Annotated in this window: 14 protein-coding genes and 1 tRNA gene; 8 read left to right on the plus strand and 7 right to left on the minus strand. The window is 54.0% G+C overall.

The genetic code is table 11. The features are described 5' to 3' along the window. Positions 1-23: 23 nt before the first annotated feature. Both KQI75_RS07905 and KQI75_RS07910 read right to left on the minus strand, forming a co-directional pair. Positions 24-1,034 carry a Gfo/Idh/MocA family protein gene (locus tag KQI75_RS07905; RefSeq protein WP_246566500.1) on the minus strand — a complete coding sequence of 337 codons (1,011 nt, stop codon included), beginning with the start codon at positions 1,032-1,034 and terminating at the stop codon, positions 24-26. Between the two features lie 141 nt (positions 1,035-1,175). Continuing rightward, positions 1,176-2,042 carry an AraC family transcriptional regulator gene (locus KQI75_RS07910; protein WP_216470194.1) on the minus strand — a complete coding sequence of 289 codons (867 nt, stop codon included), beginning with the start codon at positions 2,040-2,042 and terminating at the stop codon, positions 1,176-1,178. A 185-nt stretch (positions 2,043-2,227) separates the two neighbouring features. Here KQI75_RS07910 and KQI75_RS07915 point away from each other — a divergent pair, with 185 nt between their 5' ends. The 5 genes from KQI75_RS07915 (at position 2,228) to KQI75_RS07935 (ending at position 7,963) form a co-directional block, all read left to right on the plus strand. Beyond that, on the plus strand, positions 2,228-3,247 hold the full coding sequence (locus KQI75_RS07915; RefSeq protein WP_216470195.1) for an ABC transporter ATP-binding protein: 1,020 nt from the start codon (positions 2,228-2,230) through the stop codon (positions 3,245-3,247). Next, positions 3,244-3,948 carry an ABC transporter permease gene (locus tag KQI75_RS07920; RefSeq protein WP_216470196.1) on the plus strand — a complete coding sequence of 235 codons (705 nt, stop codon included), beginning with the start codon at positions 3,244-3,246 and terminating at the stop codon, positions 3,946-3,948. Before KQI75_RS07915 ends, KQI75_RS07920 begins: the two co-directional genes overlap by 4 nt. A 13-nt stretch (positions 3,949-3,961) precedes the next feature. Further along, positions 3,962-5,461 (plus strand): GldG family protein, encoded by a 1,500-nt coding sequence (locus KQI75_RS07925; protein WP_216470197.1) that lies wholly within the window; start codon positions 3,962-3,964, stop codon positions 5,459-5,461. Further along, positions 5,461-6,921: a DUF4340 domain-containing protein gene (locus KQI75_RS07930; RefSeq protein ID WP_216470198.1), complete on the plus strand. Its 1,461-nt coding sequence runs from the start codon at positions 5,461-5,463 to the stop codon at positions 6,919-6,921. Before KQI75_RS07925 ends, KQI75_RS07930 begins: the two co-directional genes overlap by 1 nt. 583 nt (positions 6,922-7,504) lie before the next feature. Continuing rightward, complete coding sequence (locus KQI75_RS07935; protein WP_216470199.1) at positions 7,505-7,963, plus strand: hypothetical protein; 459 nt, start codon at positions 7,505-7,507, stop codon at positions 7,961-7,963. Here the strand turns inward: KQI75_RS07935 and dnaJ are convergent. The 4 genes from dnaJ to hrcA all read right to left on the minus strand — a co-directional run bounded on the left by dnaJ (position 7,926) and on the right by hrcA (position 12,708). Beyond that, on the minus strand, positions 7,926-9,080 hold the full coding sequence (gene dnaJ / locus KQI75_RS07940; protein ID WP_216470200.1) for a molecular chaperone DnaJ: 1,155 nt from the start codon (positions 9,078-9,080) through the stop codon (positions 7,926-7,928). The two genes, KQI75_RS07935 and dnaJ, sit on opposite strands and share 38 nt — an antisense overlap. Positions 9,081-9,180: 100 nt before the next feature. Then, positions 9,181-11,049 carry a molecular chaperone DnaK gene (gene dnaK, locus KQI75_RS07945; RefSeq protein ID WP_216470201.1) on the minus strand — a complete coding sequence of 623 codons (1,869 nt, stop codon included), beginning with the start codon at positions 11,047-11,049 and terminating at the stop codon, positions 9,181-9,183. Between the two features lie 44 nt (positions 11,050-11,093). Beyond that, the gene (grpE, locus tag KQI75_RS07950; RefSeq protein ID WP_216470202.1) at positions 11,094-11,651 is read right to left on the minus strand and encodes a nucleotide exchange factor GrpE; all 558 of its coding nucleotides are present in this window, start codon (positions 11,649-11,651) and stop codon (positions 11,094-11,096) included. Positions 11,652-11,661: 10 nt separating this feature from the next. Beyond that, complete coding sequence (hrcA, locus tag KQI75_RS07955; protein ID WP_216470203.1) at positions 11,662-12,708, minus strand: heat-inducible transcriptional repressor HrcA; 1,047 nt, start codon at positions 12,706-12,708, stop codon at positions 11,662-11,664. A gap of 287 nt (positions 12,709-12,995) precedes the next feature. Here hrcA and KQI75_RS07960 point away from each other — a divergent pair, with 287 nt between their 5' ends. Further along, the gene (locus KQI75_RS07960) at positions 12,996-13,751 is read left to right on the plus strand and encodes an SDR family NAD(P)-dependent oxidoreductase (protein ID WP_216470204.1); all 756 of its coding nucleotides are present in this window, start codon (positions 12,996-12,998) and stop codon (positions 13,749-13,751) included. A gap of 73 nt (positions 13,752-13,824) precedes the next feature. Here the strand turns inward: KQI75_RS07960 and KQI75_RS07965 are convergent. Continuing rightward, positions 13,825-13,901, minus strand: a tRNA-Arg gene (locus KQI75_RS07965). 200 nt (positions 13,902-14,101) lie between these two features. On the opposite strand from KQI75_RS07965, the gene KQI75_RS07970 reads away from it, so the two are divergent. Both KQI75_RS07970 and KQI75_RS07975 read left to right on the plus strand, forming a co-directional pair. Then, entirely contained in the window at positions 14,102-15,034 is a 933-nt protein-coding gene (locus tag KQI75_RS07970) for a diacylglycerol/lipid kinase family protein (RefSeq protein ID WP_216470205.1), read from the plus strand. Positions 15,035-15,164: 130 nt separating this feature from the next. Then, entirely contained in the window at positions 15,165-16,142 is a 978-nt protein-coding gene (locus KQI75_RS07975; RefSeq protein WP_216470206.1) for a glycosyltransferase family 2 protein, read from the plus strand. Positions 16,143-16,154: the final 12 nt, after the last annotated feature.

The following is a 16,154-nucleotide window of genomic DNA, read 5'->3' on the forward strand; positions in this document are numbered from 1 at the left end:
CACAGCTCTGCGGCATTTGTGGTTTACTTGTAAAAATCCGGACGCGGACCGACTGCAATCGGCTCAATCTGTCCTTCATTCTGCTGTGCGCGCAGCAACGCATCCGCCGTGACATTGGCAATCACGCCGTCCCATGCATTCGGGCCGGTCAGCTCACCGGCACGCACGGCGTCAATCCACTGCTGGATTTCCAAATCGTACGCGCGCATCCAATGGTTTTTCCAGTTTTCATCCAGCGGAATCGTCTGACCGCCGGATCTGCGCAGCAGCGGACGCGGCGGCTTCGGCAGGTCAATGACACCGTTTTCACAAACAATCTGACAGCTGATATCATAGCCAAACTGACAGTTGAGGAACACCTCAATCGTCGCAATCACACCGGACTTACAGCGAATGTGCATGATCTGCGGGTCCTTCAGCTCGGGATTTTTCTTGCCGGTCTGGCGCGGGAACATCACCTGTGCGCTCTCATAGCGTTCATTGAGCAGCCAATGAATGACGTCAATCTCATGAATCGCCGCATCGTAAACCGCCATTTCCGTGGTAAATCCGTCATCCACTTCCGGAAACCAGTGCGAGCAGCGCAGATACAGCGGCGCGCCAAATTCGCCGGAGTCCAGCAAGTCTTTGACCTGTGTATACGACTCATCAAATCGACGCATAAAGCCGACCTGAATCAGCTTTTTTCCCAGTTCCATCTCGATTTCCGCCAGCTCCAGAGAATCCTCTGCCGTTGTCGTCAGCGGCTTTTCGCAGAAAATCGGCTTGCCTGCTTCCAGCGCCTGAATCACCGTTTCCTTGTGTGCAAATGCCGGCGTGGTGCAAATGATTGCATCGACATCCGGATCATTGACCAAATCCGCACTGTTGCTATACACCGTTGCGCCCAACGGATCACCCACCTGATGGGCACCCTCCACATAAAGATCCGATACAGCAACGACCTTGCCGCCGGCAAGTCTGTTGGTAATTCGGTTAATATGTTCGCGTCCAATGGCGCCGCATCCGACGACGCCAATTCTTAACAATTCCATGTTCTGCCTCCATTATCATCCAGGTTCTATGCTGTATCAGCTTCTATCCTGATTATACGGATTTTCCCGCCGGTTTGCAATATCCTTCCGCCGTTTTCCCGCAACCCATCAGCATATCATCCAAATGTTCTATACTTATCATCAGGTCTTGTGCGTTCCGGCAATGCCCCGAATTATCTTCCGATAGTCTCCCGGCGATCGGCCGACGTGCTTTCGGAACACGGAAGTAAAATAGGTGTAGCTGCTGTACCCGCACTGCAGGGCAATGCGCTGTATGGATTGGTCTGTCGAGGCGAGCAGCGCCTGCGCCCGCGCGATGCGGCGGCGCGTAATGTACTGCACCGGTGTACAGCCTGCGCCCGCCAAAAATACGCGATCCAAATGGTATTTGCTCACACCCATCGCCTGCGCGATGCCGTCCAGTGTCAGCGGCTCAGTATAATGCCGATCCAGATACAATTGCGTGCGAATGCCGAGACTATACCGCGCCTGCTCAATCTGTTCCTCTGCCGCGCGCTGCAGGCGCAGCGCCAGTAAAATTGCCGCCGCAGACAGATAGCTGCAAATCTCCTGACTCTGTTCGTGCGCATCCTGCGCCGCCTGCATGAGCGACAGCAAAATTTGCTCCAGTGCTTGGCTGCCCTCTCCGGCGTGTACAATCGGGCGTTCCCTCTGCTCCAGAAAGCAATTTTCCTCTCGTCCGCGGCACAGCAGGCGGGTAAATCCGCAGGAAATCACCGTTGCCTGCTCTCCGTCCTGCGTCCAGCAGGCATGCGGCTCTCCCGCCGAACACAAAACAAAGTCACCTGCCTGCACGGCTTCCTGTCCGCCCGCAACGCGAACCTGACAGCTTCCCTTTTGTATCAGAATCAGCTCCGCATGGTCTGCATGAAAGTGCTCCGCCTGCCTAGTCTCATGCAGCTGCACGCATTCAATATGCAGCAGCACCGGCAGCCTGCCTTCTTCGAATCCGCCTCTGCCGATTCCCTGTGTGATATATTCCAGCATACGGCATCCCCTTTCCATTCTCTGCATACATTGATTATATCGTGTTTCCCGTGTATTTGTACAGCAATCCATGCGAATTGTTCACACAACAAACACACGCGCGTGCTACGATTAGGCAAGTAACGAGGATATTTGCAGCATGTGCACCAATTGTGCACATGATTTCTGCTAACAGGAGGAACCTTATGATACAAGTACAGGGGCTTACCCGCCGGTACGGCGACACGGTTGCCGTATCCGGTCTTTCTTTTTCCGTGCAGGAGGGAGAGATTGTCGGTTTTCTCGGCCCAAACGGCGCCGGAAAAACCACAACTATGAATATGATCACCGGCTGCCTGCGCCCGACCGCAGGCACCGCAGTGCTCGGCGGCTTTGACATCGACACGGATGCCGATCAGGCGCGCAAGATGATTGGATATTTGCCGGAAAATCCGCCGCTCTATCCGGATATGACGGTTTCGGAATATCTGGAGTTCGTCTATGCGCTGAAAAAGTGCACGCTCCCCAAGGACGAGCATCTCGCGCAGGTGTGCGGCATGACCGGCTTGACGGAAGTATCCGGCAGACTCATCCGCAATTTGTCCAAGGGCTATCGCCAGCGCACCGGTCTGGCACAGGCGCTCATCGGCGACCCGAAGGTTTTGATTCTCGACGAGCCGACTGTCGGTCTCGACCCGAAGCAGATTATTGAAATCCGAGAGACCATCCGTTCTCTCAGCCAAAAACACACGGTTATTTTATCCAGCCACATTCTACCGGAAGTGCAGGCGGTCTGCGACCGGATTTTGGTCATTCACCACGGCAAAATTGTCGCAGACGGCACGCCAGCTGAGCTGAGCGACCGCATGGAGGGCGCAGAACAGCTGGAAATGACCATTGAAGGCACAGCAGACGATATTTTGCGCATTTTGCGCGCCGTTCCGAGTGTCGCTGAAGCAATCTGCGTCCATGAGGACGGCAAAAAGTCGGTGTACCGCATCACGGCGGAGCCGGATGCCGATGTGCGCCGCGATGTCTTTGACGCACTGAGTCAAAACCGCATGGCAATCCTGTCCATGCAGCAGGTGGAACTCAGCTTGGAGCAGATTTTCTTGGAGCTGACCGATTCCGACGAGACAGAAACACCGGCACAACCACAGCCGGATGCCGAGCCAAAGAAGAAAAAACGCCGGCTGTTCGGCAGAAAGCGAGGGGATGACAAGTGAATGCCATAAAAAAACGCGATATGCAGGGATTTTTCCGTTCCCCGCTCGGATATGTTTACATCGGCGCGTATCTCGCCGTGATGAATCTCTATTTCTTTGCAACTTGTGTGTTGTCCTCTTCCAGTGACGTCGGCAGCGTCTTTTCCAACATGCTCATTGTCTTTTTGTTCCTCATGCCGATTTTGACCATGCGGCTGTTCAGCGAGGAATACAAGCAGGGCACAGACAAACTGCTGCTCACCGCACCGGTCAGCGTGTGGGAAATCGTGTTTGGCAAATTTTTCGCCACGATGGGCGTGCTGCTGCGCGCACTCGCCTGCACGATTCCTTGGCTGATTATCATTGCGATTTTCGGCACGCCGTCTTGGCCGACCATTCTCGGCTGTTATGTCGCCGTCATTTTTGCCATTTCGATTTTTGCCGCCATGGGCTTATTTTTGTCCAGCCTGACCGAAAGCCAGCTCATCGCTGCGGTGTTATCATTTGCCCTGTTTCTCGGCTTATATATCGTAGATATGCTGAGCTACTCTCTGGGAACCAGCACGCTGCTCGGCGAGCTGCTGAGCTGGCTGTCTATTTTCACCCGTTACGATACATTTATGTCGGGAGAATTTTCGCTCGGCAATTTGATTTATTTCATCTCTCTCACCGGTCTGTTTTTGTATTTAACCGCCCGCGTGATCGAGCGCCGCAGAATGTGAGGAGGTGTGCGCCATGTTCAACAAACAAAAAAAGCAGACAGAAAAGACACTGGTTTTGACGCCGGAACAAAAGGCACAGCGCCGCAAAAAGCTGCGCCGCGTGTCAGTCTCCGCAGGCAGTCTCGCCGTCACACTGGTCGCTGTGATTCTCGTCAATCTGATTGCCACCAGCCTGACGGATAAATTTGATTTAAATCTCGATTTGACATCCAATCAGTTGTATCAGATTTCCGATGACACCAAATCTGCGCTGTCCGATTTGAAGGGCTCTGTGACGATTACCGTCTTGGCAGATGAGGACGATTTCAAGAAGGATACCTATTACGACACCGTTTACAAGCTGCTGAACAAATATACGCAGCTCGCGAGAGACAACCTGACTGTCACCTACATCAATCCATACACCAATCCGAACGCCGTGAGCAAATACAGCAATCTCGCGTCCTCTATTACCACCGGCAGCGTGATCGTTTCGTGCGGCGACAACACCCGCGTGCTCAACACCAGTGATTTTTACTCTACCGAGGCGAGTTCTTCGTACTCCGGATACTATGATGTGACCGGTTTTCAGGGCGAGCAGGCATTGACCTCTGCCATTTTGTCCGTCACCAGTGAGGAAACCCCGGGAATGTACGTCCTGCAGGGACACAACGAGAGCATTTCCACCAGTCTGTCCACGCTGTTCACCTCGGCGGGCTACACGGCAAACACGCTGAATCTGACGGAAGAAAAAAAGATTCCGGACGATGCCTCTGTTCTCGTGCTCAGTCTGCCGCAGACCGACTACACCGAGGACGAAATCAATCTGATTGACGCCTTTGTCAAAAACGGCGGCGATTTGATGGTATTTGACAGCACATCCAGCCCGACCGACCTGCCGGTTTTGTACTCCTACCTCAAAGAATGGGGCATCACGGTCAATTCCGACATGGTGTTGGACTCCAAGTATAATATTGACGAGGCAACCGATGTTCTCGCTCAGCTGACGGATTCCGATGCCAACAGCGATATTTCCGATTCGGATCAGACGCTGGTAGCGCCAAGCGCCAAGTCTCTGACCGCGCAGCTGCCGGATTCCACGACCGACCGCACGGTGGAAACTCTGATGGAAAGCCGCGACAGCTCGTATTCCAAGGTATTGTCCTCGGACACCAGCTACGACAGCTATGACAAGGCAGACGGCGATACCGATGGCCCGTTTGCGCTGGCAGCGCTGGCACAGTACACCGGCAACGACAAAAACGGTCAGGTATTCGTTTGCTCCGCCGGCATCATGATGTCGGACGATCTGATGAACGCATCCAGCCTCATGAACCATTCGTTCCTAAACAATGTGCTGGGTCAGATGCAGCCGGAGGTAACCTCGGTTTCCATTCCGTCCAAGAGCCTGTCCTCTGAACCGCTCGTCATCAGCACAACCGCAGAGTTCTTTGTATTCCTCATTCTGTTCCTCATTCCTGTTGCCATGTTTGTGGGCGGCATTGTTGTCTTTGTTCGCCGGAGGAAGCTGTAATGCGAAAAAATACCAAGCGGCTGCTTTTGGGTCTGGTCGCCGTCGCCATTCTCGGCGGTGTTTACGCCGGACTCATGCACATGCCGGACGAACAGGACACATCCAGCGAGAGCAAAACGCTGGTGTCTGCGGACGCAGATGCATTGTCCAGCATTCATGTCGCGCTGAGCGGCGGCGATGATTACACGCTGACCAGTACAACAAAAAACAAAAAGACCACCTATACCATGTCCGGCACGCAGGACACCAGCGCATACAGCGACAGTCTGATGCAAAACCTCTTTTCCACCGCCAGCTCCATCTCCGGCACCGTGGTTGAGGAATCCTGCTCGGATTTATCAAAATACGGTCTGGCGGGCAGCGATTCCATCAGTACCGTAGCGATTACCGATACAGACGGCAAAACCACCACCCTGCGGTTTGGTGTATCCAGTGATGTCGTGAGCGGCACCTATTGCAATCTAGACGGCAAAACCGATGTCTATCTAGTGGACAGCGACACAGCATCTGCTCTGTTGGAGCAGGAATCCTATTACCGCAACCTGACCGTGCTCGGCAGCTATTACAGCTTATCTTCCGAGCTGCAAAGTCTGACCGTCGATGCGCTTGCAGACGGAACGGTTCTGACCGTGCAGGCGCGGGACACCTCCGACATGGATGAGACAACCGCCAAAGCCTATTCTGATTTTGTCTTTACCGCACCGGAATCCTGCGATGCAGACGATTCCGAGCTGAAAAACGGCTTGTTGTCCGACTTACAGACGCTGCTCACCGCACAGTCGATTGCCGCAGACAATCCATCGGATTTGAGTCCATACGGCTTGGACAATCCAACCGCCCGCGTACACATCAAAACCAACAGCATGGATGCCACGGTTCTCATCGGCAGCGTCACAGACGACAACAGCGGCCGCTATGTCATGAAAGAAGGCGGTTCCACGGTCTTTGTGTCCGATGCTTCCGGCTGCGGCTTTCTCAGTGACGATTGGAGCGATTGGCGCTCTGCCAATTTGATGCCGTTCTCGCTGAACGAAGTGTCTCAAATTACCGTCACACAAAACGGCACCACACACGCGGTTGCCGTGACGCAGGAAGCTTCTGACGAGGAGGATGCTGACGCCGAGAGCGAAGACAGCTCCAACACAGACAGCAGTGATACGGATTCCTCCGATGTCTCTCAAACCGCCGCACTGGACGGAGAGACCATGAGCACGGAAGCCTTGCAGCAACTGTATGCCGCATTGGATTCCGTCAATTACACGCGCATTGTCGACGCCCCAACTGCACAGCAGGCGCAAGCAACGGTCACGCTGACGATGACGGACGGCACGACCCGTTCGCTATCGTTCGCCAAGGGCGGTTCTCGGGAATATCTGGTCAGCGTAAACGGCGGCGCCTACGCCTACGGCGTGCAGCAGGACGAACTGACCAGTATCACTGACGCACTGACAACGAAGTAATATGAAAAAATCCTTCCTCTTTGAGGAAGGTAGCACGGCGCAAGCCGTGACGGAAGGAGCAGCACGCGAGCAAGTCCATATGCGAATCAACTTGGTTCGTCAGGCGTACAGTTCGCACCGGCTTCTTGGCTCTCCCTTTGGGAGAGCTGGCATTTGCAGGGCAAATGACTGAGAGGGCAGCGCACAGGCAGGTTCGTGTCAGGGCGAATTTGAAAAACTATGTCAGCTGGTATTAGCCCTCTCTGTCGCTGCGCGACATCTCTCCCAAGGTGAGAGACAAGATTGGTCTGTGCGTAAAACCAGAGCCTTCCTCTTTGAGGAAAGTGGCACGGCGCAAGCCGTGACGGAAGGAGCAGCACGCGGGCAAGTCCGTATGCGAATCAACTTGGTTCGTCAAGCGTACAGTTCGCACCGGCTTCTTGGCTCTCCCTTTGGGAGAGCTGGCATTTGCAGGGCAAATGACTGAGAGGGCAACACGTTGACAAATTCGTATCAGGATAAATCTTCAAAAACATGCTGACTGGTATTAGCCCTCTCTGTCGCTGCGCGACATCTCTCCCAAGGGGAGAGACAAGTTTGGTCTGTGCGTAAAACCAAAGCCTTCCTCTTTGAGGAAGGTGGCACGGCGCAAGCCGTGACGGAAGGAGCAGCACGCGAGCAAGTCCGTATGCAAATAACTTGGTTCGTCAAGCGTACAGTTCGCACCGGCTTCTTGGCTCTCCCTTTGGGAGAGCTGGCATTTGCAGGGCAAATGACTGAGAGGGCAGCGCACAGGCAGGTTCGTGTCAGGGCGAATTTGAAAAACTATGTCAGCTGGTATTTGCCCTCTCTGTCGCTGCGCGACATCTCTCCCAAAGGGAGAGACAAGTTTGGTCTGTGCGTAAGAGGGAGCCCGCCCTCTCTGTCGCTGCTCGACATCTCTCCCAAGGGGAGAGACAAGATAAAAATACGCACAAAAAAACTCCCTTTCGGGAGTTTTTTGCGTTCTATTCAGATATTACTCTTTACTTCTTGCCGAACAGATTTTTCATCTTGTCCTTGAACGAGCGGCGATTGGGGTGGTTCTGCGGATTGTCGCTTTCTTCCAGCTTACGCAGCAGTTCCTTCTGGCTCTCGGTCAGATTCTTCGGCACTTCCAGCGTCACCTTGACGAACTGATCGCCGCGGCCGCGGCCGTTGACTGCCTGAATGCCCTTGCCGCGCATACGGAACACGGTGCCCGGCTGCGTGCCTGCCGGCATGGTATACTCTACCTTGCCGTCGATAGTCGGAACAATCAGCTTATCGCCCAGACAAGCCTGTGCATAGGAAATCGGCACCTCACACCATACATCATAGCCATCGCGCTGGAACAGCGGATGCGGACGAATGGCAACCGTAATGATAACATCGCCGTTCGGGCCGCCGTTGACGCCGGCACCGCCCTGTCCGCGCAGTGCAATGCTCTGGCCTTCGTCGATGCCCGCCGGAATCTTAACTTCCAGCGTGCGAGCACGGCGCTCCTGACCGGTGCCGCGGCACTTCTTACACGGCTTGCGGATAATCTTGCCGGTGCCATGACAATTCGGACACGGTCCGGTAGACGAGAACGCGCCGAATGGCGTTCTCTGCGTCTGCTGCACAGTACCGGAACCATGACAATTCGAACAGGTCTCCGGTGTATAGCCCTTTTCTGCGCCGGTGCCGCCGCACTCGGTGCACTTTTCCGTGCGCTCAATCTGAATCTTCTTTTCACAGCCAAATGCCGCTTCTTCAAAGCTAAGCATCACGGTACGGCGAATGGACTCACCCTGACGCGGTGCATTGGCGCGATTGGTGCGGGAAGAACCGCCGCCGAAGCCGCCGCCAAAGAAGCTTCCGAAAATATCGCCCAGATCAACGTCTTGGAAGCCGCCAAAGCCTGCGCCTCCCTGTCCTGCTCCATAATTCGGGTCTACGCCCGCAAAGCCGAACTGATCGTAACGGGAACGCTTCTCGGAGTCCGACAATACCTCATAGGCCTCGCCGATTTCCTTGAACTTTTCCGCAGCTTCCGGATTATCCTTATTTAAATCAGGATGGTACTTTCTTGCCAGCTTGCGGTATGCCTTCTTGATTTCGTCATCCGTGGCTCCCTTGCTGACACCAAGCACCTCATAATAATCTCTTTTATCAGCCATATGTCATGACCCTCCTTATGGGGGTATAAAAATAGAAAGATACAGAGGGCAAGGCAGGTCGTTTTGCCAACCTGCCTGCCCCTGTATTTTTTATTGCATCTTACTTGTTGTCGTCAGAAACGTCCTTGAAATCAGCATCGTAATACTGCTCGCCGTTTGCACCGGTCTGCTGACCGCCCTGTGCGCCGCCAGCGAAGTTGTTCGGGTCAAAGCCCTGACCCTGTGCGCCCTGCGGATTTGCCTGCTGGTAAATCTTGCCGGAAACTTCCTGGAACTTTGCAGTCAGGCTGTCTGCTGCTGCCTTAATCATGTCGGTATCCGTGCCCTTCAGAGCCTCGTTTACCTTTTCGATTTCAGCCTCAATGGCAGACTTATCTGCTGCGTCAATCTTGTCGCCCAGCTCATCCAGCGTGCTCTTGCACTGGAATGCCAGCTGCTCTGCGTTGTTGCGAATCTCTACGGATTCCTTGCGCTTCTTATCTTCCTCAGCAAACTTCTCAGCATCCTCAACTGCCTTGTTGATTTCATCATCAGACAGGTTGGTGGAAGCAGTGATGGTAATCTTCTGCTCCTTGCCGGTGCCCAGATCCTTTGCGGATACGTTTACAATGCCGTTTGCATCAATATCGAAGGTAACCTCGATCTGCGGAACACCGCGGCGTGCCGGAGCAATGCCGTCCAGCGTGAAGCGGCCCAGTGTCTTGTTGTCGGCAGCCATTTCGCGCTCGCCCTGCAGAACGTGAATCTCTACAGACGGCTGGTTGTCAGCTGCGGTGGAGAATACCTGGCTCTTCTTGGTCGGGATGGTGGTGTTGCGCTCGATCAGCTTGGTGCATACACCGCCGAGGGTCTCAATGCCCAGAGACAGCGGAGCTACGTCCAGCAGCAGGACATCCTTGACCTCGCCGCCAAGTACGCCGCCCTGAATAGCTGCGCCGACAGCTACGCACTCATCCGGGTTGATGCCCTTGAATGCATCCTTGCCGGTGATGGACTTAACAGCTTCCTGTACAGCCGGAATACGGGTGGAACCGCCGACCAGCAGAATCTTGGACAGCTCGCCTGCGGACAGACCAGCGTCACTCAGTGCCTGGTTAACCGGGCCCATGGTAGCCTGAACCAGATCGCGGGTCAGTTCGTTGAACTTAGCACGGCTCAGGGTCAGTTCCAGATGCTTCGGGCCGGTAGCATCAGCCGTGATGTACGGCTGAGAAATGGTGGTGGTGTTCAGACCGGACAGCTCAATCTTTGCCTTCTCAGCAGCTTCCTTCAGGCGCTGCATAGCCATCTTGTCGTTGCGCAGGTCAATGCCGTTTGCGTTCTGGAACTCAGAAGCCATCCAGTCGATGATGCGCTGGTCAAAGTCATCGCCGCCGAGGTGGTTGTTGCCTGCGGTAGCCAGTACTTCTACAACGCCGTCGCCGATTTCCAGAATGGAAACATCGAACGTGCCGCCGCCCAGATCGTATACCATGATCTTCTGCTCATTTTCCTTATCTACGCCGTATGCCAGTGCTGCGGCAGTCGGCTCGTTGATGATACGCTGTACATTCAGGCCAGCGATCTTACCAGCATCCTTAGTTGCCTGACGCTGTGCGTCGGTGAAGTAAGCCGGTACGGTGATAACTGCATCGGTTACCGGAGAACCGATATATGCTTCTGCATCAGCCTTCAGCTTCTGCAGGATCATTGCGGAAACTTCCTGCGGGGAATACTGCTTGCCGTCAATCGTAACGCGGTAGTCAGAACCCATGTGACGCTTGATGGAAATGATGGTGCGCTCTGCGTTGGTAACAGCCTGGTTCTTTGCGGTCTGGCCAACAATGCGCTCGCCCTGCTTGTTGAATGCAACGACAGACGGCGTGGTTCTTGCACCCTCGCTGTTCGGGATGACAACGGCTTCGCCGCCCTCCATAACTGCAACACAGGAATTGGTAGTACCCAAATCAATACCGATAATCTTGCCCATGATATGTTCCTCCTATATCAAAGATAATATTTTACAAAGATAAATTAGTTTGCGACCTTGACCATTGCGGTGCGGATGATTTTGTCACCGTGGCGGAAGCCCTTCTGGAAGCACTCTGCGATGCAGTTCTCTCCCAGCGACTCATCCTCCATGTGCATCACTGCATTGTGAACGGTCGGGTCAAATTCCGTGCCCGGCTCTGCGGAGATAATCTCCACGCCGAGCGAGTCCAGTGCGGATTCAAACTGCCGTGCAGTCATTTCCACACCCTTTTTATATTCCGTATCTTCGGTTTCCTGTGCAAGGGCACGTTCCAAGTTATCGTAAATCGGTAAAATGGCACTCAGCGCCTTGCCGGTTGCCTCAGAGCGGATCATGTCGCGCTCTTTTGCGACGCGCTTGCGGTAGTTATCATATTCAGCTGCCATGCGCATATAGCGGTCATTCAGCTCATCCAGCTGCTTCTGCAGCTTTTCTTCTGCTGTTTCCTCTGGCGCTTTTGTATCTTCAGCAGCCTGTTCCGCGGTACCCTTCGCTGCCGCCTCTTCGGCTGCAGTGTTTTCCTGCTCTGCGGTCTCCTGCTTGTTCTCGTTGGTATTCATGGTCTTCCTCCTATTGTTCGTCATCAAAGAATGTCTCCGAGATCAATCGGTTCAGACCCTTGGAGAACAGCGCGAGTCTCGCAGAGAGCTTTGCGTAATCCATACGGGTCGGACCCACAATGCCGATTAAGCCGCGTCCCATACTGCCGATGTTGTAGGTCGCATAGACCATGCTGGCAGTTTGCAGCGGGCCATCGGTGCCGTTTTCCGGACCGATTGTGATGCGCACGCCGTCGATATCGCGGGTAAACGTGCGAAGCGCCGGCACGTGGCTTTCATCCGAGATATAATCCAGAAGCTCCTGCGCCTTGTGGGCGTCCTGATATTCCGGATACGCCAGCAGCTTGGAAGCACCCTGTAAGAATATCTTCTGGCTGCTGAACTCCTCGATGACCTCATCCAGGAACTGGGAAACCAGCTCCAGCAGGGCGGTCACACCGGCTGCCCGACGGACAATATCAAATCTCTGCGGGGTAATCGCATCAATGGGGATATTGGTCAGCGTCTGATTGAGCACATACGTCAGCAGCTCGGCTTCCTCTGCCGTGACCGGCGTTGCGGTGCGCAGCATTTTGTTTTTGACCACGCCGCTGTCTGTGACGACGACGATGACAAAATCCAGCGGACTGACGGCGATGATCTGGAACTTTCGAATCGTCACACGCTGCATATACGGTGTAACGGCGAGCGTTGTGTAGTCGGTCAGGTTCGAGATCAGCTTACCGGCCTCTGAAACCATGCGGTCAAGTTCTTTGACTTTGAGCTTCATGACCGAATTGATGCGGTCTACATCCGCCACGCTCAAATCGGTTCGTCCCATCAGCTCATCGACGTACAGCCGGTAGCCTGCCGGGGACGGGATGCGTCCGGCGGAGGTATGCGGTTTTTCAAGATAGCCCATTTCTTCCAGCTCACTCATCTCATTGCGGATGGTGGCGGAGGAGAATCGAAGCTCCGGACGGCTTGCGAGCGCCTTGGAGCCAACCGGCTCCGCCGTGCGGATATAGTCATTGATGACAGTTTTTAAAATCAATTTCTTTCGTGCGGATAGCTCCACGGTCTCCACCTCCTGAAGTGCTCCGGGTGCCTTGGCACTGTCTTGTTTCGAGTGTTAGCACTCAACCTCTCTGAGTGCTAAATATAAGATAGCACCCTGTTTTCCCGTTGTCAAGAAAAAGCGCCATTTTTTCTGTGAATAATTTGTGAATTCCCTATATGGCGAAATATTGACTGTTTTGCACATAGTTTTGCACCGTTTTTTCGTCAAATATACAGCCGATGCACATCGTTCTCATTTATGCTATACTGATAGCAGAATTTGATTCTCGAAAGAAGGGATTGCTCATGAAAACAGCACTGATTACCGGTGCATCCTCCGGCATCGGGCGCGATATTGCGCGCGAGCTGAGCCGGCAGGGCTGGCGCCTGCTGCTTGCAGCCCGCCGCCGCGACCGTCTGGAAGCACTCGCCAAAGAATTACAGACGCCGTGCCGCATTTATGTCTGCGATGTCTCGAAAAAAGAAAATTGTATCTGGCTGCACGAGCAGACCCGCGCACAGGGTGTCTCTTTGCTCGTCAATGCGGCGGGATTTGGTCTGTTCGGCAATTTCAGCTCCACAGAGCTTAACCGCGAGCTGGAAATGATTGACGTCAACATCCGCGCGGTGCATATTTTAACCAAGCTGTTTTTGCGCGATTTCATCAAGCAGGATGCCGGTGCCATCTTAAACGTCGCTTCCTCTGCCGGTTTTTTGGCGGGTCCGATGCTGTCTACCTATTATGCATCCAAAAACTATGTGGTTCGCCTGAGCGAAGCGATTTATGAAGAACTGCGTGCCTCCGGCAGCCATGTCACCATCAGCTGCCTGTGTCCCGGCCCCGTTGACACGGAATTCAATGCCGCCGCAGGCATCAGCAAATTTTCGGTCAAGGCAATGAACAGCCGCCGCGTCGCGCGCATCGCCGTGCGCCAGACGCTCGCCGGAAAGCTGCTCATCCTTCCGGGCATCTCCACCAAGCTCAGCACGGCATTGTCTCGCTTCGTGCCGGAAAAGCCGCTGCTGCGCATGGTACACGGCATTCAAAAGGGAAAGCAATAACCCTATCCTGACGCACCGCGCAAACGGCACACCTGACGAAAAAGCCCGAAGGCAGAATACCTTCGGGCTTTTCTGGTGTCCCTGAGAGGAGTCGAACCTCCGGCCTGCCGCTTAGGAGGCGGCTGCTCTATCCAACTGAGCTACAGAGACATACATATATATCGCGTAAACACAATATATAGTATATATGATTGCCGGCCAAATTGCAAGCAGATGCCGCCTTCTGCGTTTGGATTGTTCAGGATATGTTTACAAGAGGGCATTGCATTACGGCGAAAAAAGCATTATGATAATGAGATGAACCAAACCGTCGCGGTTTGGTCGCTATGTACGTCAGAGGAGGCACCGCGATGCTCACAGAGAAAAAGCAAAGCCTGATGCTCGTCATCAATCCGACAGCAGGCAAAAATCAGGCGCGGGACAACCTGTTTCCGCTCACCAATTACTTTTTTACGCACAACTACCACGTGACGGTGTTTCCGACACAGGCCAAAGGAGACGCCTGCAACTACGTTGCGGAGTATGCGACGCAATACGATGCCCTCGTCTGCGTCGGCGGCGACGGCACATTAAACGAAGTTGTCACCGGACTGATGATGTGTCCGGCGGACAAACGGCCGCGTCTCGGATACATCCCCGGCGGCTCCACCAACGACTTCGCCAACACGCTCGGCATCAGCAGCGTCATGGAGGAAGCTGCCGAACAGTTTTGCTCCGGCAAACCGTTTTGCTGTGACATCGGCAAGTTTAACGGCAGATATTTCACGTATGTCGCCGCCTTCGGTCTGTTTACCGAGGTCTCCTATGAAACGCCGCAGCCGCTCAAAAATGCGCTCGGTCACGCCGCGTATCTGCTGGAGGGCGCCAAGTCGCTGACCTCTATCAAGAGCTACGCGCTCAAGGTACGCTGCGATGAGGAAGAAATCAACGGCAAATTTATTTATGGTCAGCTGTCCAATTCGACCTCTATCGGCGGTATTTTGAACATCACCCGCACCGGCGTTCAGCTGGACGATGGTTTGTTCGAGGTCATTCTCATTCACATGCCAGAAAATTTATTGGAGCTGAACGACATTGTTGCCAGCCTGATGTCGCAGAAGCTGGCGGAATGCAAGTATATCTTTTTCCGCCGTGCAAAATCCGTAACCGTGCAGGCGGACAGTCCGCTTCCTTGGACGCTGGACGGCGAAGCGGGCGGCAGCTTTACCTATTCCCAGGCGGAAATCATTCCGGGCGCCGTAACATTCAATCTGGATTTGCCGGGCAACAAGCCAGAGATATAAAATATAACAGAATCTGACAGGATGCAGCGTGCTGCATCCTGTTTTTGTGTGCAGGCTGCTCGTTGTCAGCCGCATAGCACTGTGCTATACTTAAACAGATAATCTATGTGAAAAGATCGTGAGGCATTTTATGGAAAACAAACCGCTATTATGGATCGTGATTCCCTGCTATAATGAAGAAGCTGTTCTGCCGGTCACCGCACCGCTGTTTTTAAACAAAATCAACAGCCTTGCCGCGGCCGGAAAAATCAGTGACCAGAGCCGCATCTGCTTCGTCAACGACGGCTCCAAAGACAGCACTTGGCAGCTCATCTGTGATTTTGCACGCAAGGACCCGCATTATATCGGCATCAGCCAGAGCCGCAACCGCGGCCATCAGAACGCCGTTCTCGCCGGTCTGATGGAGGCCAAGGACAAGTGCGACATTACCATTTCGATTGACTGCGACGGTCAGGACGACATCAACGCGATGGATCGCATGGTCGACGAATACCTGAAGGGTGCCGAGGTCGTGTACGGCGTGCGCTCCAAGCGCAAAACAGACACCTTCTTCAAACGGTTTACCGCCGAGGGCTTTTATCATGTCATGAATGCCATGGGCGCAGAGGTCGTATTCAATCATGCGGATTACCGTCTGATCAGCACACGCGTATTGGAAAGCTTTGCGGATTTCCGCGAGGTCAACATCTTCCTGCGCGGCATGGTTCCACTGGTCGGTTTTCCGAGCGCCAAGGTCTATTACGAACGCGCCGAGCGCATCGCAGGCGAAAGCCATTATCCGCTGCGCAAAATGCTTGCGCTCGCGTTTGACGGCATCACCAGCCTGTCCGTCAAGCCCATCCGCATGATTGCCGGTCTGGGCGCTATTGTGAGTCTCATCAGCTTTATCGGCGTCATTTGGGCGATTGTGCAGGCCATTCTCGGCCATTCGGTTGCCGGCTGGGCATCTACTACCTGTATCGTCTGCTTTGTCGGCGGCATTCAGTTGATTTCCCTCGGTGTCATCGGCGAATACATCGGAAAAATCTATATGGAATCCAAGCACCGTCCGCGCTATATCATCAGCGAGCGCACTTGGGCACCGTATGAACGCCATTACCGCGGCTGATAGGAGGAATCT

It is taken from the genome of Butyricicoccus intestinisimiae (assembly GCF_018918345.1).
Lineage (GTDB): Bacteria > Bacillota > Clostridia > Oscillospirales > Butyricicoccaceae > Butyricicoccus_A > Butyricicoccus_A intestinisimiae.

Excerpts from the sequence above, each read along its gene's own strand:
- KQI75_RS07975 (WP_216470206.1), top strand. The coding sequence starts at position 15,165 with ATGGAAAACAAACCGCTATTATGGATCGTGATTCCCTGCTATAATGAA.
- dnaK (WP_216470201.1), bottom strand. The coding sequence starts at position 11,049 with ATGGGCAAGATTATCGGTATTGATTTGGGTACTACCAATTCCTGTGTT.
- grpE (WP_216470202.1), bottom strand. The coding sequence starts at position 11,651 with ATGAATACCAACGAGAACAAGCAGGAGACCGCAGAGCAGGAAAACACT.
- KQI75_RS07970 (WP_216470205.1), top strand. The coding sequence starts at position 14,102 with ATGCTCACAGAGAAAAAGCAAAGCCTGATGCTCGTCATCAATCCGACA.
- KQI75_RS07915 (WP_216470195.1), top strand. The coding sequence starts at position 2,228 with ATGATACAAGTACAGGGGCTTACCCGCCGGTACGGCGACACGGTTGCC.
- KQI75_RS07910 (WP_216470194.1), bottom strand. The coding sequence starts at position 2,042 with ATGCTGGAATATATCACACAGGGAATCGGCAGAGGCGGATTCGAAGAA.
- dnaJ (WP_216470200.1), bottom strand. The coding sequence starts at position 9,080 with ATGGCTGATAAAAGAGATTATTATGAGGTGCTTGGTGTCAGCAAGGGA.
- KQI75_RS07930 (WP_216470198.1), top strand. The coding sequence starts at position 5,461 with ATGCGAAAAAATACCAAGCGGCTGCTTTTGGGTCTGGTCGCCGTCGCC.
- KQI75_RS07905 (WP_246566500.1), bottom strand. The coding sequence starts at position 1,034 with ATGGAATTGTTAAGAATTGGCGTCGTCGGATGCGGCGCCATTGGACGC.
- KQI75_RS07925 (WP_216470197.1), top strand. The coding sequence starts at position 3,962 with ATGTTCAACAAACAAAAAAAGCAGACAGAAAAGACACTGGTTTTGACG.
- KQI75_RS07960 (WP_216470204.1), top strand. The coding sequence starts at position 12,996 with ATGAAAACAGCACTGATTACCGGTGCATCCTCCGGCATCGGGCGCGAT.